Genomic DNA, 19,962 nt, shown 5'->3' on the forward strand with positions numbered 1-19,962 from the left:
GTCCGGTTGAATACCCATAATAAAAGTGTATCGAAGGCAGAGGACAGAAGGCAGAAGCAATGGAGTAAGCTTTAAAGAAAAAAGCTGAAGCAGCAGGGTTATCCTTTAAAGTCGTCCCGGGAATAACAAAGTTGTATTACACCCTGGGCGGCTTGTAGTATTTTGTGTAGGATTAAAGCGAGTGTTACTTGAAAAGGAATCCTCCACTGTGTTGATCATTAGACAATATAAAGATAGTGACTTAAATGATGTCATGTCTTCATGGGAAAATGCATCAAAGATAGCTCATCCATTTTTAACAGAAGAATTTTTAGAACTAGAACGTTACAACATTCCGAATGTGTATTTACCCAATGCTGATACCTGGGTAGCTGAGAAGGACGGACAAGTCATTGGTTTTATAGCTCTAATTGGTTCGGAAGTTGGAGCAATATTTGTACAGCCATGTTTTCAGGGCGCGGGAGTAGGCTGGGCACTCATGAATAAAGCCCAAGAACTTCATGGCAATCTTGAAGTCGAAGTATTCAAGGACAATCCGATTGGTCGTAAGTTTTATTCAAGTTATGGCTTTGAGTATTTAGACGAAAAGCATCACGAGCCAACGGGAAAACAAGTACTTCGCTTGAAGTTTACGAAAGAGGAACCTTTGGCACAGCATTGAACTTAGGTACACAGGATTTTTTACCACTTCTCGGGTGCATCTCATTTTTGCTGTTTGACACAGTGGTGCGTTACGGGGCGGGTCCTCCAAACCCTGGCTACGAGGCGGAAAATGAGGCCCCCCTAACGCACCCTACGCAGCTGTTTCATTAATCGGAACAAATTGTCAGGTTAATAGGCGTGAAAGGGAGGTGGGGTGGGCACTATCTCCCCATCTCCCCATCTCCCCATCTCCCTAGCGAAGGTCGAATTGCTATAGTTGGTTAGGTCAAATTAAAGTTAATTAGGTTGAGGATTAGGCGATTCCACTGGCATAAATGGAGTAACGTCAACTATCACTTTAAACGGTTTACCTAGCTTAATATTAACCGAATCCTCAAACCGCTTCACCTGTTCCGGTGTAATCAGTTCTGTTGAACGGATATCCATTTCGATAGAAGGAGGATTAGCTTTCCGATTGATCGTCCAAGTAGAAACTTCTATACCTGGTTTGTTAAACAATGGACTCTTATTAATCAATTCCTGAACTGGCTCCTCAACTCTTCCTTGCTCAAGCACGTCCCAAAAGGTAAGTCCTAGGGGCACCACTAATACAGCAATCAGCACTAACGAGAATCCCCAGTTTAAAGACCGGCTCAGTTCAGTACTTTGAGCATACCCGCTAAAGAAATAGACGATCATGCAAGCTAGGTTAATCCCAATCAGGTTAGTAATATAGAGGAGAAATGCTCCCTGACTATAGGCCCATTCTCCCTGGGATAGGGTTAACCCAACCACACAAAGGGGAGGCATGAGGGCTACTGCAATCGCTGTCCCTGGTACCGCATCTTCTAAAGACGGACGAATTTTAGAGAAACCACTAATTCCCCCGGCCACGATCGCAACCAGTAAATCAATCAGATTGGGTTGAGTTCTTGCTAAAACTTGGGATCCAAATTCAGGGAATCCGATAACTGTACCAACCAACCAAGAACAACTTATACCGAGTACGGTGCCTACAGCAATAGAAACAAAACTACTCCGTAACAGTTGCCAATCTCCTTCCAAGGTAGCAAAGGACAATCCTCTTAAGGGCAACATCAGAGGAGCAATAATCATCGCTCCAATAATCACCGCAGCACTGTTGAGCACTAGTCCAAAGGTGGCAATTAAACAAGAGCTAATGATTAAGACTAAGAAATTGAGGGTAAGTTCTGATTCCTCAACCAGAGAATTCCTTACCATCATAATTGGAATTGCCTTTAAGCCAAAGTTCCTGAAAAGATTCAAGGTTTTGGAGACTCTAGTTTTAGTCTTTTGATTCTTTTGATTCTTTTGGTTTTCCTTTTCCATAGATAATAAACGATGCTCCCGACTATTGAGCTTAATTATCTTTTACCAACAAGTATTGACAATTGACCCTAATGTCAGATATAATCACCGACTTCACAATCTGACTGGTAGATCGGATAATCATTAGGGAACCTTACTGCTCCTACCAGTCACTGCTATGTAAGCATATGCGCTACGCGCAGGCTACGCCAACAGTGGTCAGCCGTCAGTGGTCAGCCGTCAGTCTATGCGCTACGCACACGCTACGCGAACAGTTTTCAGCTTATTTTATTCAAAACCTGATAGCTGATAGCTGATAGCTGATAGCTGACCGCTGACCGCTGATACCTGAATACTTACACTGCTATTGCGTGAGCCGATTGTCAATGAATTCTATTGTTTCACCAATTCAACGGTTACTGATCACTTGGCTACTAATCTTAATCACTGGATCGGTAACCCTCAGTGCTTTAAGCTATGTGGGTGAGTTAATCAGCATTTTGCTCACTGCTGCTCTGATTGCCTTTGTACTCAACTATGCCGTAGCTGCAGTCAGACCATTCCTACCCAGAACCTTAGCAACAGTGCTGGTTTATCTACTAGCCGCCTTGATCGTGGTGATTCTTGCCCTAACCTTATCAAAAACCTAGTCATTAATAGAGGAAATCGGGAATCGGGAATCGGGAATCGGGAATCGGGAATCGGGAATTTAGAATTTAGAATTTAGAATTTAGAATTTAGAATTTAGAATTTAGAATTTGGAATTTAGAATTTAGAATTTAGAATTTAGAATTTAGAATCGGGAATCGGGAATCGGGAATCGGGAATAGTTAAGCATTAATCTTAATAGGAAGTGATTAAACGTACTGGGATATTAGCTATAGCGTTTGTATTTGATAGGTAAAGCTTAATAGTATTTTTTTATTGTCCAATAAAACTCCATATTTATTTACGCTCTTGCCTTTTGCCTCTAGCATGCATGCCTTTTTCGGCAATTCGTGTGTTTACAACCTAGATACAAACGCGCTTATCTTCTGCCTAGAGTGACAGAAGATAGCTAACAAATTTAAAAATCAGCTTACAATCCCAGAGCCGAGCGAGTTGCAGGTCCAACAATACCATCTACTGTTAAATCCTTTAGCTTCTGGAATTCCTTAACAGCTTTCTCAGTAGCGGGACCAAAAACGCCATCTACATTGACAGTAATAGTTGCTTGAAGTAAAGCTTCCTGAATTTCGCGAACATCATCACCTTCGAGATAGGGTTTAGTCAGGCTGAGTCTTCTAACCAGAGACTCCTCTGGAGTAGAATCATTAGTTTCTCCAAAGCCAAGTATGGGGGATTGATTCAGTCGCGCTTCAGTATTTGGTCCGTAAATCCCATCTTCAGCAATGGGATTGTCGGGATTATATCGGTTCCAGAGTCGCTGAAACGCTCTAACTGCAAGACGACCGATGTCTCGTCTACTTCTTCCCCTATAGTTAAAGTGAGGCCTGTCCGCAGGTCCAAACCACTTCCACCCTTCCCGCTCTAGATAGGGTCTCCAGCCTTGCTCGTCATTGATATCTATTGCTAAACCACGTTGGTGATCACTTCTACCAGGAGGGGCAACCAAACCAATACCACAGCGTCTAACTTTACCATGATTGAATAGCATTAGTTGCTGAGCAATAGTTCGGTAAGCAGAATTGACCGAAAGGGTCCGACCACGAGCCTTAATTGCCCGTGCCAGGGACTCCTGAGCTGCTGCCTGAAGGAAAGGGTGAACTGCTGGACCATTATCTACATCTAGGTCGGCAAAACTTACCAAGCTATTGGGTGCAATGCTATTCATTTCATCAATCAGCTGCTGGTCTAGTCCCCGCAGAACAGAAGTAGAGCAGCCAGGAGCCTGTCGAACAGTAGTTAATCGATTTTTTGCGATCGCTTGTTGTCCCTGAATCGGGGTTTGAGCCTCATTATCTATCAGGTTAATTTGGTGACAATGCTCACAAAATTCTGCTTTTTCTGTTTGTTCTGATTCGGGATTGTTATAGTCTGCCATCACTATAAATTTAGGATATATACCTAACTCAATGGTTTACTCTAGTTGCTTTCCCTGATATCTTGCACCACTGTCACTAGCCGTAGGTTCGGCAATATGTAAGCATATGCGCTACGCGCACGCTGCGCGAACAGCCGTCAGCCGTCAGCTTATTTTATTCAAAAGCAGCTCAAGTAGTTTGCGCTATGGGCATAAACTGTTCCCATAGCCTGGCCACATGCCTTGGCCAAAGGCCACGCTACGCGAATGGCTGATAGCTGATAGCTGATAGCTGATAGCTGATAGCTGATAGCTGATAGCTGATAGCTTAATGCTTAATGCTTAATGCTTAATGCTTAGATTTCAGTTTCCTTTTAATTATGAGCAATACAATAATCCTTTGACAGTACCCTTTGGGGTACTATTATCGGACTCATTAGTGATTAGATTTGATATAATTAAAGATTGGGCCAGATGTGTTGAACAGGCAAAAGGGAATAGGACAGAAGTAGTTTTCGAGATGTAACGGTTTGTGTCTAGGTTAAGTATAATCCTGAATCGTGATTATTCACTAATGAATAATTAATATAGCAGACCCGGTGGTGCGTTACGGGCAGCAACCTAACCCTGGCATGGATTTTTTGTTAGAATATTTTGAGACTATTCCGAGGGAGTTATTGGATCGATTATGCTTGAAGGAGGAGAGAATTAAGAATTAAGAATTAAGAATTAAGAATTAAGAATTAAGAATTAAGAATTAAGAATTAATTCACAAGAAGTCTAATGTTAATTAATCTTCACATAAAAGGTACCCTGAAGGGTACTACCAAGCCAGATTATTCTCTAATAAGATACAAATGTATCGATTGAAATCAAAAATGAAATTCGCTGCTCACCAAATGTCTGGTATTTCTGCCGAAATTGATGCCTATCTCAAAGCCCACCATGAAATTGGGTGGTTCTCAGGGGCGGTTATCGTACTCAAAACAGGTAAAACTGTGTTTACCAGGGGGTATGGCATGGCTAGCCTAGAGTACCAGCTACCCAATACCCCCCAGACTAGATTTCGGTTGGGGTCGGTGACAAAGCAGTTTACTGCTGCTGCGATTCTACAACTCCAGGATCTGGGGTTGGTTGATGTACACGCTCCTGTTTCTACCTACTTGCCAGATTATCCCCATGGGAATCGCATCACCTTGCATCACCTCCTAACCCATACGGCGGGCATTCCTAACCTAACTAGTTTTCAGGATTATACCCAATGGATGGCAAAACCTACGACCCTTGAGGAGTTGATTGCCCGCTTCCAAGACCTCCCCTTGGAATTTGAGCCGGGAAAAGAGTTTCGCTACAGCAATTCAGGCTATATTCTGCTGACCCAGGTGATTGAAACCGTATCGGGTCAGTCCTATGGCGATTATCTAAAGGAGCATTTGCTCCAGCCTTTGGGGATGGAGAACACAGGTTACGAGTATCCTTTGGCGGTGATTGATGGCTTGGCAAATGGTTATCAGTTCACTGATGACGGCTATCTCAAGGCAGAGTATATTAATATGCTCGTGCCACAGGGAGCCGGAGGACTATATTCCACGGTGGAGGATCTGGCTCGATGGAATCAGTTTTTGTTTGACCATGGGGTGGGAGATGAAACGATCTTAAGGGATAAGGCGATCGCTACTATGACCTCTCTCTTAGTACCGATGAATCCTGAGGAAGCTCCCCATCTGTTCTATGGCTATGGATTGGTAATAAACAAACAGCCCAAGCATCAGCGCATTGGTCATGGTGGGGGAATTAACGGCTTTGTGACTAATCTGGTATACTACCCAGACCAGGATGTGAGTGTTGCTGTGCTCAGTAATTTAGAAACCGCCAATATAGAGCGAATTTCCCAGGATTTGGCAGCAATTGTGTTTGGGGAACCCTACTCCAAACCCACAGTTTCTGAGGTGGTGAAGGTAGATCCGTCTGTATACGAAGGCTATATTGGAACTTATCAGGTTGCTCCTGAGTTCCAGGTAACTATAACCACCCAAGCCAATCAATTGCGGATTCAGGCAACAGGGCAGCCTATCTTGAACCTTTATCCTACCTCCGAAACTGAGTTTTTTGCACGGGTCATTGATTTGCGAGTTGTCTTTAACCAAGGCTCAGACGGCACGGTGGAAAGCGTGACGCTGCTGCAAAACGGGCAGGAAACCGTTGCTCCTAGGGTAGATTGAGAGTGGAGAGTTTTAATGTAATCTTATGATAAAGATTGCTTTATGGGTGATTCTCTTGACCCCAATTAAGGGCTTTATTAAGGATTTCTGTAGTGGCTAAAGTTTGGGGGTTGCTGAATTAAGGAATGAATGCGCGATCATTTGGTTTTATTAAAGCCCCCTAAATCCCCCAACTTTGGGGGACTTTGAACGTCTTATTCCCCCCAGAATTGGGGGGTTAGGGGGGCAAAACCATACCTAGAATCAGCAACGCCAAAGTTTGAGGTTTTCTATAAGTGCGATCGCAGCAGTTTGTAATGGTGCGATCGCTTTCTTATTTTCAATCTATTCAGATTCTACTATGGATGAAGCTGGTTGTTAATGATTTTCGTGCGAATGAGGAAACAATGTATTAGGAATTGACATTAATTTTTAGATAACAATCGGCTTATAAACTACTGGTTGATATTGTTTACATCTCAAATCAAAATGCTAGAGTAATCTATCAATTCTCAGGCTCCATCTCGGCAAAGTGTTCCATCAGCATCCGGTGAATAAAGATGTAGCCTCCTCCTACTTTTTGTAAAAAGATGCGATCAGCGGCATAGTCCAGGAAGCGGGCATAGTTCCAAGGGATGTAATTGTTACGGTAGAGGACAAGGCGGAGGCTGAAGTGTTGGATGCAGGCTTGACCACCATTCTTCAGCCCGACCATCAGCCCAAATATCAGCCCGACCATCAGCCCAACCATCAGCCCTCCCATCAGCGCTGTCATCAGCCTTTCCGTTAGCCCTTCCGTTAGCCCTTCCATTAGCCCTCCCATCAGCCCAAACATCAGCCCTCCTATCAGCCCATACATCAGCCATACAGTTATAGCATTACGAACTGATTTCCAAATTCCTTGATTTGGACTTGTTTTTGTTTCAATTTCTGAACTCTCTAGCCCTTTCCTCAGCCCAAGTATCAGCCCTGCCATCAGCCCTGCCATCAGCCCTGCCATCAGCCCTTCCGTCAGCTCTCCCATCAGCCCTCCTATCAACCCGCAAATCAGCAGGTAAATCAAGATTTTTTTCCAATTAACATGAAGTATTTCAACTGTTTTGATTTCTTCTTTTGATCCTCCCATCAGCCCTAACATCAGCCCAAACATCAGTCCAAACATCAGCCCTAACATCAGCATTGCCATCGGCCCGATTATCAGCCCAAACATCAGCCCAACCATCAGCCCAAACATCAGCCCGACCATTAGCCCGTAAATTTGTTTTTGCTTTCTATTTCTTAGCAAATATGGCTGCATTTTTTCAATTAAAAATACTGTTTGCGACTCCTCAACCATCCTCTGCGCCATCCAAATTAGCCAGTGCTTTACTTGCGCATCATTGTATTGCTGATTAGTCTTCCGACGCTTAAACATCTTCTCGATATATGCATCAAAGAGCTGCTTGCGCCGTTCCTCCACCGCCTTAGTTTTAGGTAAATCCTCAACTGCTACTCCCTGATAAGCCAGCGTCATAATATTTAGCATCAAGGGGGATTGGGCTAACTCTTGTAATACTGTATCCTCTGCAATTAATTTCCTTAAACCAATCAAATCATTCCCGAGACTATCCAAGTAATGATAGATTTGTTCTAAACTAAGCAATCTTATATAAACTGCTTTCTGAAAATTCAGACGGTTGGATAGGGCTTGATAGTCTTTAATCCGACTACACACTACCAAATTGGCATCATAATCCTGCTGGAATTGGTTCAAGGCTACGATACAGTGGTCTCGGTACTTCGCCTTTACTTCATCCAAACCATCAAGCAATGGTAGTAGTTGCTGTTGACTTACCCAAGCTTGTCCAATTTTCTTGGGAATGTCATATTTATTCCCCAGTTCTTCTACTAACCAATCTGCTATCGTCTGCTTTTTGTTTTTCCAAGAGGAGAGGTTAAAGACTACAGGAATTAGCTGATTACGGTACTTTTCAGCACGAACAATTAAATCCCGGGTGAGTTCGAGTAAGGTTGTGGTTTTTCCTGACCCTGGGTCTCCTAAAATGAGTAGGGTTCTTACTGTACCAATTTTGTCAAAAACATCAATTACTTTAGTCCCTTCGGGCAGGGGTTGAGGTGAGTCATCCCCGACTTCTATAATTTCGCTAAAAGGATTAGTAATGGCATCAGGTCTCTCTTCTAATCCCAATTCAATCAGTACCTGGTGATAGAGGGATTTTTTCATAACGCCTTTGACCCAATAGTTTTTGACTTTAGCGACTAAGGTCTGACGGTTGCGGTATAGCATTTTTATTTGAGATGTCAACTGAACAGGTCTTATTTTATTTTACTATAAAACTCTGGAGCTATTGCCCCTATTCCCTCTTGCATTTTTCGACAATATATGAATTTACAACTCCTTTGAAAACCCTATAGAGCACGCATATTTGGTCGGAACGGATTTTATGAACTCAACTATTCATTTCACTGGGTTCGTCTACGAATAAGTAAATACAACAAGTACACAAACCCCGCTCAGTAATTGAGCGGGGTTTTTAGTTTATATAGCTAGAGTGAGTCTTTCCATTAATTCGACTCTACAAACCCATAATGTGTAAGTGTATCAATAAGTGTAAATTTACCGTCTAGTACCTATCACTGGGAAAACTTCCGTCATGAAAGGATATTCTTAACTACCTTTTCCCATCGCTTACTGGACATGCCAGTCTTTTTGATATTTTCAGCTGTTATATCACCTCCCCATCACGAACATCTGGTAGAGGAGGAGGATGCGTTCGCGTAGCGTGGCCCAAAGGCCAATCGCGAAGCGTGACCTACGGTCAATCGCAAAACTCCAGCAACTGTTATCCCTGCTTCACTTCAGGTGCTAGAGGAGCTAATCCGGATCACTTAACAAAAATTTAAATGTCATGGTTTTCCCATAACCATAAGCTATTCCCATAGGGTGCGCGTAGCGCATTAGCTGACAGCTGACAGCTGATAGCTGATAGCTGATAGCTGATAGCTTATCCCTTGAATTATCCTTAAATTCTTATAGACTAATGAGTTTAGCTCTAATCAAGTCCCGTCGGACATTGATAACCTTAACAGTTACAGTTGCCATTGTATTGATTTCACTGAAGGCAGCAAGTGCAATACCATTGTTTGGTGCCGGTGCTTCATTTCCCCAACCCCTTTACCAGCGTTACTTTTCCCAATACCAACAAGAAACCAGCGTTAATATAAGTTACAGTACGATTGGCAGTGGTCGTGGTATTGAGGAATTCATTAACGAGTCTTTTGATTTCGCTGCCACTGATATGCCCCCAACCGATGAGGAAAAAAGTCAGATGAAACGGGGCTTGCAAATGGTGCCAACAGCCGGGGGAGCTGTTTCAGTCATTTACAATCTCCAAGGTGTAGTGAGTTCTGTTAGACTATCTCGCGATACTTTAGGGAAAATCTTTACTGGTCAAATTGGTAATTGGAAGCAAGTTAACACTTACCTCCCCAGAAGAGACATCAAAGTTGTTGTGCGCTCAGATAGCAGCGGTACTAGTTTCATTTTCACTAACTACTTGAGTGCTATTACCCATGGTCTGATCAAACCTAGTCCAACACCAGATTGGGGCTTCAAGGTCTTCTCAAGCCGTCCTCAAAATGGTGGAGTAGCTGCCGAAGTGCGGCGGATTGACGGTGCCATTGGCTATATAGAGGCTAATTATGCTCTAGAAAACAATTTCCCTAGCGCTAGGATAGAAAATCAAGAGGGTCGCTATATTAAGCCTAGTATTGAGCAAGCCAGTAAGGGGCTGGTCAATGTGGAGTTTAACCAAGACTTCACCCTCAAACTTAACGATCCAGCCGATGGTTATCCAATTGTAGGTCTAACTTGGCTGCTACTGTACCAGAAGTACCCCAATCAGGCCAAAGCCCAGGGGATTAAAGATATGGTTAATTGGATTCTGACTAAAGGTCAAGACCTTAACGGGGAACTGGGGTACACTCGGATTCCAGACGATATTGCTCGCCAAGCCATCCAAGCAGTGAATCAAAATATCACCGTTGGCACATAGTAGTGGGGTAGGGTAGATTATTGTAACGGGCAAGATGCCCGTTCCACCCCAAGAAAACTATTCTACCCTAAATAACTACTAAAAACTATATAACTGTTGCAACCTATATTGTTGTTATAACCCATATGATAGTTACACCCACCGGGTCAAACAGCTTTTAGGAGATGCACCCGGTTTACACCAAGCACAGCAAAGTTAGTTTTTGCTTCAAAAAGTAAAGAGCATCAACCTGCCACCCTTAGAGGGCATTTCAACTTGAAGGTTGTTGCCTTGCACATCCTTACCATTGAATTCGTATATAACGTCTGTGGCTCGGACGCTTCTTCTAATCACAGTAGGCTGGAAGTCAGGTAGCCAGACTCTTAGACCTTTGAGTACTTCTGGAGGTACCTGACTCTGGTCAATTTCTTCTTCAACCTGCTGAATTTCGCCAATGGCATTGACATCCACTTCAAAGCGGTTGCCCTGGGAGTTCTGACCACTCAGTCCATAGATTAGCTTCCCATCACCCCCAATCTCGATTGCTGCATCCGTGGGTGAGACACCAGCAGCAACAGTAGCCGCAGTGATAGCAGGAGCTGGAACTTCAGAGATAGAAATCTCTTGATATATCCCCCCAAAGCTTTGGGTCAATGCCTTGCCAGCTGGGAGACTAAGTGCAAGGAATGAAACCAGTGTCAAGCTAAATTTTCGCAGTAAACTCATCTCCATGTCACACCAAAAAAATGTTTCCTTTCTTGTAAAATAGCATTAAACTTGGCTTGGAGTTTTCTGGTACACTCTCCGATGAAAGAAATTTGATTACCCACGCTTATTGCCCACGCTTATTGCCCAGTTATAACGCCAGTAAAATTTGCGAAACTTTAGACTTGAAGTGGTCGTCATATAAATTATATTGTTATGTAATCATTCAGCTATCAGCTATCAGCTATCAGCTAATGAGGTACTTGAGGTGCTTTTGAATAAAACAAGTAAGCATTGGTTTAATCTCTGTTACATCAGCTGACGGTTCCATAGCGTGAGCTTTTAGCTGAAGGCTGACAGCACCTCAAGTAGCGTGAGCCAAAGGGTCACGGCTGACCGCTGAATGCTTACATTGTTATTGACGCGATGGACGAAGTCCCGCTTTCAGCGAACGCGTAATCTATAGGATTAAGAATACTAAAAATTGTAATACTAGAATAAATTAAGGATACATTAATGATTGGCTATCAATTTTTTTGGCAAAAGGTTTTAACAGCAACAGCGGTAACCGTTACCGTTGGCTTTGGTTCTATCAGTGGTGCGATCGCTCAATCCCTGACTGGTGCGGGAGCTACATTTCCTGAACCCCTTTATCGGCGTTACTTTAGAGAATACCAAGAACAAACAACAGATGTAAAGCTCAAATACAGTGCCATTGGCAGTGGTGGTGGGATTAGACGATTTCTGAATCAGTCCGTTGACTTAGGAGCGAGCAATGTAATTCCAACTCCTGTAGAGAGAAACTCAATGAAACGGGGTTTGTTGATGGTGCCAACGGCTGGGGGGTCTTTGGCTGTGGTTTATAATCTTCAAGGAATAACCACCGATGTTAAGCTATCCCGAGAAACTCTAGGTAAAATCTTCACAGGTCAAATTTCTAATTGGAAGCAAGTTAACTCCCGCCTGCCAAACCGTAAGATTCAAGTAGTTGTCCACTCAGGCACTAGCGGTACTAGCTTTATTTTTACTAAATATTTGAATGAAATTACTAATGGCAGAATCCGAGCCAGTAGAAAACCTAATTGGGGCTTTAAGGTCTTCTCTAGTGTTCCGGGAAATGGACCAGTAGCTAGCGAAGTTAAGCGAATTGACGGTGCCATTGGCTATGTACCGGCGAGTTATGCTAAACAGCTTAACCTACCAATGGCCAGGCTGGAAAACCGAGCAGGTCGCTACGTCAAGCCTACCGTTGATCAAGCCAATAAAGCCCTAGCCAATGTGCAGTTCAATGATGACTTCACCATCGAAAATATAGATGACCCAGAACAGGGATATCCAATTGTAGGTATAACTTGGCTGTTTCTCTACGAAAAGTATCCTAAACCAGAACTAGCCCAAGGGGTTAAAGACCTGATAAATTGGATTCTGACTGAAGGTCAAGACTTGAACGAAGATCTACAGTACACTCGGATACCGGAAGATGTTGCTAACCGAGCCATCGAAGCTGTGAATAACAACATCAGGGTTGTTCCATAGAACGACAAAATTCAACTTATTTTTGTTGTGTGAGGAGATTTGTGAAAAAATTTTGCGGTGGATTACCACTGACACCGATAGTACTTGGTGTCCATTTGGTAACCATTACCCCCGCTATGGCTGATAGCGAACCAGAAAACTTGACAGCAGATTGGTCAGATGTTAATACCAACCCAAAATATCTAGCGCAAGAGTATCCAAAAACTCCCCCAAAAACTCCTGTAACCGACCAATTCCACCATCAACTGGAGTTTAAGACCACTACCTCTATTCCCAATTCTGGGATATCGACAGCTAGCTTGACTAATCTGGAGTCACCGCCAGACCTAGAGGTGGCAGACACTGTGAGTAATCCGTCCATGGGTCAGGTAGCACCGATTTCTAAACTATTAGACATCCCATCTACTCAGACTAATTCCAATAGTCTAGATAATAGTCCAGATAATAGTTTAGATATATCCCAAAACTTAGGTGTGACAGACCCGTTGAGTAATGGACCAATGGAGCGGGTAACACCAGTTTATGAACTGTCTGATGTCCAACCTACGGATTGGGCTTACGAAGCACTACAGTCTTTGTTGAAGCGCTATAGATGCCTGACTGGTTACGAGGATGACACCTATCGCGGTAACCGTGCCCTGACTCGCTACGAGTTTGCTTTTGGCTTGAATTTTTGCCTAAATCGGGTGAATGCCATGATTATTGGGAAAACAGCCAACTTGGTAACCGAAGCTGATTTAGCAGCAATGCAAAGGCTACAAGAAGAGTTCAGTGGTGAATTGGCTACTGTACAGGCTCGGGTCGATAACTTGGAAGGGCGGGTTACTTTCCTCGAAGACCACCAGTTTTCTACTACTACTATCTTGCGTGGGAGTGTAGATATTGCTCTAGCTACTGGCTTTGGCGGGAAAAAAGCAGTTCCTTCTGGTCAAAGCCCAACGGAAGATTTTGATGATACTAATACTCTGTTGGGAGGCCGGGCAATTCTCAACTTTGACACCAGTTTTACTGGTCGAGACCTTTTGCGCACTAGACTTCGGGCAGGGAATACCAGTAACTTTAGCACTGGTTTCACCGGCACAGCCATGACAAAGTTTGGTTTTGCCACTAATACCGGCAATGATGTGAGATTAAACCAGCTGTTCTATCGGTTTCCCCTAGGTAATAAAGGTCTGGTATCTATAGCAGCAGCAGGTCAGGGAGCAACTGCTTTGATTCCCACCCTCAATCCAGCATTTTCCATTTCCAGTTTTGGATTCAATAATTACATCTACGACTTGGGTTTTGGCGCTGGTGCTGGGATATACTATCAATTCAATGACCTGATTGCTACTGGAGCAGCGTATTACACTGGTTCTGCCTCTAATTCAGACTTTGGACTGTTCAATGGTGCCTTTGGTGCTTTGGCTCAGGTGACCCTTACTCCCTCTGATCGCTTTGGTATGGCCTTGACCTATGTCCGGTACTACTCTCCTGAAGCAGCCAACACTGCATCGTTTCTCGGTAGCGAATTCGCTCAATCTCCCTTTGGCTCAAATACAGCCACCTCATCAAATAGCTTAGGTGTATCCACTAGCTATCGATTTAGCGATCGCTTTACCCTAGGGGGTTGGCTTGGTTATAGCAATGCGATCGCAGAATCCTCACCCCGTAACAATGATTTCGATGGATCAACCGGATCAAAAGCAGATATTTGGAGCTGGGCAGTTACCGCAGCTTTCCCAGACATCGGAAAACTAGGCAGCCAGTTGAATCTCATAGTTGGCATGCCTCCGAGGCTAGCTAGTAATGATGTTGCTGGTCGTCGCGATCGGGATGTATCATACCATCTCGAACTGTCTTATCGCTACCCACTCACTGATAGAATCTTTATCACTCCTGGTGTTTTGGTGATTATCGATCCAGAACACAATGATGAAAATGATACCATTGGGGTTGGACTGCTGCGAACCCAGTTTAATTTCTAGTGGGATGGTTCAAAATATTCAACCGAAAACCCTCACTCCCAACCCAGATTTTTCCCAACCCTTTCCCGACCACACCCAATTACCAGAGTCGGATGGCACTTTTGTGTTCGCGGAGCGTGCCGTAGGCAAAAATTTTCAAGAGCATCCCCAAACTCTGCTCCTAACCGATTCAATTGGTTCAGTACTGCAACAGCTTCACCCTGATGGTCAGTACATCATTGGTCAAGATTGCGGCATCTACTGGCGAGAAACCGACCCCCCAGAGACAGGAGCCGAAGCTCCTGATTGGTTCTATATTCCGGATGTTTCCCCCAAGCTTGATGGTCAGATTCGTCGCTCCTACGTCCTTCGTAGGGAATACATTCCACCCCTGATTGCTATCGAACTGGCAAGCAGGGATGGGAGTGAGGAACGGGACAAAACATCACTGGCTCAGCTAGCAACTGTTACCCCTCAGACCAAGGATAAGAAAAAGGGTCAGCGTCCTGGTAAATTCTGGGTCTACCAAAACTTCCCGAAATGTGAGAGCCCTGTGTCTTTAGACCGGGGGTGAAACAGAGCGACTGGATTTATCCAGTCGTATCCCGAAAACGTGGAACTTTTCTGATATAAATAGGTCATAATATATATAAGGAGGTGATAGCTTGCGATGTACAAAACGATTCCTGTAAAAGCAACATTTACTGACGAAGAAAAAGCTTTCTGGCTGTTTCAGTGTGAAAACGCTAACAGTCTGTGGAATTGTGCGATATATTACTCCAAACAAAAACATTATAGTTGGCTAGAACAACAACCAGAAGCTTTTACTACTTACTGGAAAGAAGACGTACTTCGCTACGGATGGAAAACCTATAAGTGTAGTGTAAAGTATGCCGAACTATGCAAAGAGCTGAAGAACAATCCCCATTACAAGGCGATGGCCGCCCAATCAGCACAGCAGACCCTTAAATCTGTGGCTGAATCAATCACAAGTTACAATCAGCTAGTTCCACTTTATTACAAGGGACAAGTAGACAGGCCAAAGCTTCTTAGGTATAGAAATAAAGGAGGACTGGCTGCTGTTACTTTTCCGCGACAAGCCCTCACCTATAGAAAAGGATTATTTGATCCGTCTATAAGTAAGGAAAGTAAGCCAGAATTATTAGGTTAAATTGTACTAGAAGCCCCAGAATTTATAGACCCAGACTGGGTTAAAGAGGTAACAATTCGCCCTTACTATGGGCAACTATGGATTGATTGGGTAATAGATGATGGGAAACAACCAGTAGAACAAGATCCGAACCTAGACTATTCCCAGGCATGGAGTTTCGATCACGGTGGCGATAACTGGTTGACTGGAGTTTCGACCCAAGGAAAGAGTCTGATAATTGATGGTCGTAAGCTCAAGTCAATGAACCAAGGATATGCCCGTCTTGTTGCGAAGTACAAAGCTGGAAAACCTGAGTTTTACTGGGATGCCAACCTTGATAGAGTTCAGAGGAAGCGTAATAATCAGATGCGCGATGCTGTCAATAAAGCGGCCAGATTTATCATCAACCGTTGTCAAAGCGATTCGGCAAAGCCGACGCTACGCGAACGTATCGGAAATCTTATTATTGGTTGGAATGAGGGGCAGAAAAATCGAACAAACATGGGGCGACGAGGAAATCAAAAGTTTGTGGTCATCCCCACCAAGAGATTAATAGAAAGACTAAAACAACTCTGTCGAGAATATGGAATAAAACTAACAATTACTGAGGAAGCGTACACCAGTAAAGCGTCTTACCTTGACGACGACAGCCTCCCAAAACATGGTGAAAAACCCACAGGATGGACACCGTCGGGCAAAAGGATGAAACGTGGATTGTATAAGTCTTCCAACGGTCACCTGGTTAACGCAGACTGCAACGGTGCAGCCAATATTGCCAGGAAAGTAACTGTACAGTTAGGACTCGACCTAACCAAGGCAGGTAGGGGAGCATTGACACTCCCGCACCGGTATGATCTGTTCACATCTCTGTCTAGATCGTACAGGAAAAGGAGTGAAGTCGCACGGTTTCAACCTGCGACGTAACATCCTTTGAGAATCCCCCGTGCTTTAGCTGGGGGAGATGTCAATACGCCATATTTGTGATCAAGGACAATGAACTAGAAGTATACAATCTCGTAAATGGATTCTATCAGAAAATGTCACCGAACGAACGGGGTCATTATCCGATTGCTCCTTTAAAAGTAGAACTGGGAAAATGGTCGGGAAGCTACCAGAATCAAACCCAAATCTGGCTGCGATGGTGGGATAGTGACGGTAATCTATTGCTGACAGGACAAGAACGAGCTGAAAAGGCGGAAGCTGAAGTGGCACGTCTGAGAGCGCTATTACAAGAACGGGGAATCGATCCAGATACGGTTTTGTAGGCCTTGACACTCCCCGGTCTAAAGACGCGGGGATTCTTCAATCATCGACTCGACTTGCTGAACCTGACCGGAATCAAGAACAGTAGAGGTCAAATCTCCTGAAGCGTTCGGATCTATGATCCAGGTTCCGGTGTGCCCCACCGTACCCAAGGCTCGATTAAGAATGTTAACTGCGGCGTTGTGGTCGCGGTCTAATTTACAACCACATTTGCAAAAGTGAGTCCTAGTTGATAGTGACTTCTTCACGACCTCACCGCATTCAGAGCAGTTTTGACTTGTGTAAGCAGGATTCACTGCAACAGTTACTCTGCCAAATTTAGTCCCAAAATGCTCTAGCCATTTTCTAAATTGATACCAACCAGCATCATTAATAGATTTGGCGAGACAGTGATTTTTTACTAGATTTTTGACTCTTAAATCTTGCCTTACGGCACGCTGCGCGAACGTAGGCGACCAGGTCGTTAGACCGGATTACGCAACGTGCCAGTCTCTTGGCATGTTCTATGCGCTTCGCGCAGGCTTCGCCAACACGCTGCCTACTTATTTTAAGGTGCTGTCTGCCTAGTCTATTAATCGCTTTGTTACGATTGGATGAGCCTTTCTTTTTCCGAGAAACTCGACGTTGATAGAACTTTAATCTTTTCTCCCCAGCTCTATAAAAACGGGGATTGGGTTCAGTTTTACCTCTGGAGTCGGTGTAGAACTCTTTTAGCCCCACATCCAACCCTACGGTCGCATCAGCAGGTTTTAACTGCTCTTTCACATCAACAGAGATGCAAAACTGAATGTAGTAACCATCAGCCCTCTTGACTATGCGAACTCGTTTAATCAACTTCTTATCGAAGCGCCACAAGTCCCATGTACCTTTGAGTTTTAACTTCCCAATTTCTTTCTTGTCGCTAAAGGTGATCGATTTATTGTCAGGGGATAACTTCCATCCTGACTGCTTGTATTCGACCGATCTACAATGCTTTTGAAACTTGGGGAAGCCTTTCTTGCCAGGTATTTTATTTTTGCAGTTTTCAAAGAAACGGGCGTTCGCGAAGCGTGGCCTACGGCCAATCGATGACCATGCCCTTTCAGCCGCAGCTTGTCGGGCAGTTGAGTTTAACTCGTTGGCAAAAGGGAAATTTTTGGCTAAAGTCTTGCAGTACTTATTTAAGTCGTACTTGCTTAACCCTTTGTTGTCCATCCACAAACGAAGGCAGCTATTTCGTACAAACTTAACAGTCCGAATAGCTTCGTCTATGGATTGATACTGTGCCTTATTTCCGTATGCTTTAAACTCAAGTATGATCATCATAAATCGACCTCTTTTGTTAGACTATTATGCTAACATTTTTATCACAACTATGCAAGTCTTTTATCTATATTTTTTCACTGCAAATCAAGTCGCATCGAGCCTACATCCCGGAGACGAAACCTTAGAATAGGGCAGCCTTAATCATAAAGTTTTAAACCTTTTATGCATAGCCGACCAACCATAAAGGCTGCCCTATTCTTGCGGTAACTTCTAACCCGGTTTAAAAACGCGGGGTTTTGGCTTGTGGGAATTCCCATAAGTTTATTGAATCGGCTCGTTTGCCCGGTGTTGCAGCAATAGTAATTTATTTAATAAAAAATAAGAAGCCTAATTGATCACAGCGTTTTTCATAGCTATCGGGTACACAGCATTTTTTACCTCTTACCTGCTCCCTGCTCCCTGCTCCCTAAAATCCAATAATTTGTACCTCAGCCAATTTAAAACTGCTGTAACTGCAACATCTCTTCAGATTTAGACTAGCAAAGACTTCGTCAATCTAGTCTTGGTAAAGAATGTTTCAATCCCGTATTTTCCTTCAAGTTATACTAGAGGTTTAAACACTGTTGAATCATGAACAGTGACAGTTTTTACTCAGGATTCAGCATTCAGGACTCAGCACTATTGTCAACGGAAGTATTTTTGACAAAGGATTTAGGATTGCGATCGCATCAGGTTTACAGAACAGATATACTAGTCTAGGGGAAAGACCTTCGTATCAGCGGTTAACACCGCGCTCTTAGTGCGTTTTTCTTTCCCAGTGAATAGATACCAGGTTTCCAAACGTGACGGTAGATTTTTTGTGACCACCATAACCAAGACCGAAGCAGTATCCCCAACTGCAACCGATAGTGTGGATTGGGAGCCCCCCATGCCACCAACCGATTTAATCTTTGATGATGGAGAACCTTTGGAGAGTGACCGCCACCGCATAGCCATGAACGCCCTCATCCGGTCACTGCGCGTTGCTTTAGCTGACCGAGACGATTACTTTGTTGGGGGAAATATGTTTGTTTACTTCAGTAGTGAACAAGCACGAAACCGGGACTTTCGCGGGCCAGATTTCTTTGTAGTCTTGAATGTAGACGGTAGCCGAGAACGTCTTGGCTGGGTAGTATGGGAAGAACAAGGTCGCTACCCAGATGTGATAATCGAGCTGATGTCCCCCTCCACAAAGCAAGTTGATACAGGTAAAAAGAAGAGCATCTACTGCCAGACCTTCCGCACTCCAAATTATTTTGTCTACCAACCGTTTGACCCGGATTCATTGCAAGGATGGTATTTAGATATAGACAATGGCTACCAGGAGCTAACCCCAAATGAACAAGGGTGGCTATGGTGTCAGCGCTTAGGCTTGTGGTTGGGACTATGGTCTGGAACCATTGAGGAAACCTCAGCAGTATGGCTGCGCTTTTATGACCGGGATGGGAATCTAGTTCCTTTGCCAGAAGAAGCAGCTGAGCAACGAGCTGAAGTAGCTGAGCAACAAGCTGAAGTAGCTGAGCAACGAGCTGAGCAATTAGCAGAAAGACTGCGACAGGCAGGGATTAACCCAGATGAAATTTAAGGTAAATGGCAATAAAAAGTGCTGAGTGCCTCAGTGCGAAGCATACTGAGTAACTGTTAGAAACTAGGGGTTAAACCGAATCACATTTTCCCCCAATGACCAATAACTAATAACCAATTATAGCGGTTTCTAACCTTATCAGGTACACAGTTTTTTTTCCCTGTTCCCTGTTCCCTGTTCCCTGTTCCCTGTTCCCTGTTCCCTGTTCCCTGTTCCCTGTTCCCTGTTCCCTAAAACCCAAAAATTTGTACCTCACCTAATTGA

General features: G+C 43.9%; 13 protein-coding genes and 3 pseudogenes. 10 read left to right on the forward strand and 6 right to left on the reverse strand.

Annotated elements, in window-relative coordinates:
* The first annotated feature begins 181 nt into the window (after nucleotides 1-181).
* Nucleotides 182-661 carry a GNAT family N-acetyltransferase gene (locus F6J90_RS19065; protein ID WP_293096804.1) on the forward strand — a complete coding sequence of 160 codons (480 nt, stop codon included), beginning with the start codon at nucleotides 182-184 and terminating at the stop codon, nucleotides 659-661.
* 278 nt (nucleotides 662-939) lie between these two features.
* Here F6J90_RS19065 and F6J90_RS19070 read toward each other — a convergent pair whose 3' ends face one another.
* Complete coding sequence (locus tag F6J90_RS19070) at nucleotides 940-1,992, reverse strand: DUF389 domain-containing protein (RefSeq protein ID WP_293096806.1); 1,053 nt, start codon at nucleotides 1,990-1,992, stop codon at nucleotides 940-942.
* 365 nt (nucleotides 1,993-2,357) lie between these two features.
* Here F6J90_RS19070 and F6J90_RS19075 point away from each other — a divergent pair, with 365 nt between their 5' ends.
* Nucleotides 2,358-2,621: a hypothetical protein gene (locus F6J90_RS19075; protein WP_293096808.1), complete on the forward strand. Its 264-nt coding sequence runs from the start codon at nucleotides 2,358-2,360 to the stop codon at nucleotides 2,619-2,621.
* A 428-nt stretch (nucleotides 2,622-3,049) separates the two neighbouring features.
* On the opposite strand, the gene F6J90_RS19080 is transcribed toward F6J90_RS19075, so the two are convergent.
* A complete protein-coding gene (locus tag F6J90_RS19080; RefSeq protein ID WP_293096810.1) occupies nucleotides 3,050-4,015 on the reverse strand; it encodes a peptidoglycan-binding protein in 966 nt (321 codons plus the stop codon).
* 857 nt (nucleotides 4,016-4,872) lie between these two features.
* On the opposite strand from F6J90_RS19080, the gene F6J90_RS19085 reads away from it, so the two are divergent.
* Nucleotides 4,873-6,216: a serine hydrolase gene (locus tag F6J90_RS19085; protein WP_293096813.1), complete on the forward strand. Its 1,344-nt coding sequence runs from the start codon at nucleotides 4,873-4,875 to the stop codon at nucleotides 6,214-6,216.
* Between the two features lie 484 nt (nucleotides 6,217-6,700).
* Here F6J90_RS19085 and F6J90_RS19090 read toward each other — a convergent pair whose 3' ends face one another.
* Entirely contained in the window at nucleotides 6,701-8,482 is a 1,782-nt protein-coding gene (locus F6J90_RS19090) for an NACHT domain-containing protein (protein WP_293096815.1), read from the reverse strand.
* Between the two features lie 754 nt (nucleotides 8,483-9,236).
* Here F6J90_RS19090 and pstS (F6J90_RS19095) point away from each other — a divergent pair.
* Entirely contained in the window at nucleotides 9,237-10,250 is a 1,014-nt protein-coding gene (pstS, locus tag F6J90_RS19095) for a phosphate ABC transporter substrate-binding protein PstS (protein ID WP_293096817.1), read from the forward strand.
* A gap of 207 nt (nucleotides 10,251-10,457) precedes the next feature.
* On the opposite strand, the gene F6J90_RS19100 is transcribed toward pstS (F6J90_RS19095), so the two are convergent.
* Nucleotides 10,458-10,955: a hypothetical protein gene (locus F6J90_RS19100; protein WP_293096819.1), complete on the reverse strand. Its 498-nt coding sequence runs from the start codon at nucleotides 10,953-10,955 to the stop codon at nucleotides 10,458-10,460.
* Nucleotides 10,956-11,450: 495 nt separating this feature from the next.
* On the opposite strand from F6J90_RS19100, the gene pstS (F6J90_RS19105) reads away from it, so the two are divergent.
* The 5 genes and pseudogenes from pstS (F6J90_RS19105) to F6J90_RS19125 all read left to right on the forward strand — a co-directional run bounded on the left by pstS (F6J90_RS19105) (nucleotide 11,451) and on the right by F6J90_RS19125 (nucleotide 16,831).
* On the forward strand, nucleotides 11,451-12,470 hold the full coding sequence (gene pstS / locus F6J90_RS19105) for a phosphate ABC transporter substrate-binding protein PstS (RefSeq protein WP_293096822.1): 1,020 nt from the start codon (nucleotides 11,451-11,453) through the stop codon (nucleotides 12,468-12,470).
* 41 nt (nucleotides 12,471-12,511) lie between these two features.
* Nucleotides 12,512-14,437 (forward strand): iron uptake porin, encoded by a 1,926-nt coding sequence (locus F6J90_RS19110; RefSeq protein WP_293096824.1) that lies wholly within the window; start codon nucleotides 12,512-12,514, stop codon nucleotides 14,435-14,437.
* A gap of 4 nt (nucleotides 14,438-14,441) precedes the next feature.
* Nucleotides 14,442-14,873, forward strand: a pseudogene (locus F6J90_RS19115) (Uma2 family endonuclease); the annotation flags it as partial.
* Nucleotides 14,874-15,086: 213 nt separating this feature from the next.
* Nucleotides 15,087-16,490 (forward strand): annotated as a pseudogene (locus F6J90_RS19120) (transposase).
* 113 nt (nucleotides 16,491-16,603) lie between these two features.
* The gene (locus F6J90_RS19125) at nucleotides 16,604-16,831 is read left to right on the forward strand and encodes a hypothetical protein (RefSeq protein ID WP_366513780.1); all 228 of its coding nucleotides are present in this window, start codon (nucleotides 16,604-16,606) and stop codon (nucleotides 16,829-16,831) included.
* Nucleotides 16,832-16,849: 18 nt separating this feature from the next.
* On the opposite strand, the pseudogene F6J90_RS19130 reads toward F6J90_RS19125, so the two are convergent.
* A pseudogene (locus tag F6J90_RS19130) lies at nucleotides 16,850-18,131 on the reverse strand (transposase).
* A gap of 871 nt (nucleotides 18,132-19,002) precedes the next feature.
* Between F6J90_RS19130 and F6J90_RS19135 the strand changes: the two are divergent.
* Complete coding sequence (locus tag F6J90_RS19135) at nucleotides 19,003-19,698, forward strand: Uma2 family endonuclease (RefSeq protein ID WP_293097841.1); 696 nt, start codon at nucleotides 19,003-19,005, stop codon at nucleotides 19,696-19,698.
* Nucleotides 19,699-19,804: 106 nt separating this feature from the next.
* Here the strand turns inward: F6J90_RS19135 and F6J90_RS19140 are convergent, their stop codons facing one another.
* Nucleotides 19,805-19,954 (reverse strand): hypothetical protein, encoded by a 150-nt coding sequence (locus tag F6J90_RS19140; protein ID WP_293096827.1) that lies wholly within the window; start codon nucleotides 19,952-19,954, stop codon nucleotides 19,805-19,807.
* Nucleotides 19,955-19,962: the final 8 nt, after the last annotated feature.

Origin of the sequence: Moorena sp. SIOASIH (assembly GCF_010671925.1) — a bacterium.
In the GTDB taxonomy this organism is placed as follows: Bacteria; Cyanobacteriota; Cyanobacteriia; order Cyanobacteriales; family Coleofasciculaceae; genus Moorena.

Excerpts from the sequence above, each read along its gene's own strand:
- F6J90_RS19070 (WP_293096806.1), bottom strand. The coding sequence starts at position 1,992 with ATGGAAAAGGAAAACCAAAAGAATCAAAAGAATCAAAAGACTAAAACT.
- F6J90_RS19075 (WP_293096808.1), top strand. The coding sequence starts at position 2,358 with ATGAATTCTATTGTTTCACCAATTCAACGGTTACTGATCACTTGGCTA.
- F6J90_RS19080 (WP_293096810.1), bottom strand. The coding sequence starts at position 4,015 with ATGGCAGACTATAACAATCCCGAATCAGAACAAACAGAAAAAGCAGAA.
- F6J90_RS19085 (WP_293096813.1), top strand. The coding sequence starts at position 4,873 with ATGAAATTCGCTGCTCACCAAATGTCTGGTATTTCTGCCGAAATTGAT.
- F6J90_RS19090 (WP_293096815.1), bottom strand. The coding sequence starts at position 8,482 with ATGCTATACCGCAACCGTCAGACCTTAGTCGCTAAAGTCAAAAACTAT.
- pstS (WP_293096817.1), top strand. The coding sequence starts at position 9,237 with ATGAGTTTAGCTCTAATCAAGTCCCGTCGGACATTGATAACCTTAACA.
- F6J90_RS19100 (WP_293096819.1), bottom strand. The coding sequence starts at position 10,955 with ATGAGTTTACTGCGAAAATTTAGCTTGACACTGGTTTCATTCCTTGCA.
- pstS (WP_293096822.1), top strand. The coding sequence starts at position 11,451 with ATGATTGGCTATCAATTTTTTTGGCAAAAGGTTTTAACAGCAACAGCG.
- F6J90_RS19125 (WP_366513780.1), top strand. The coding sequence starts at position 16,604 with ATGTCACCGAACGAACGGGGTCATTATCCGATTGCTCCTTTAAAAGTA.
- F6J90_RS19135 (WP_293097841.1), top strand. The coding sequence starts at position 19,003 with ATGCCACCAACCGATTTAATCTTTGATGATGGAGAACCTTTGGAGAGT.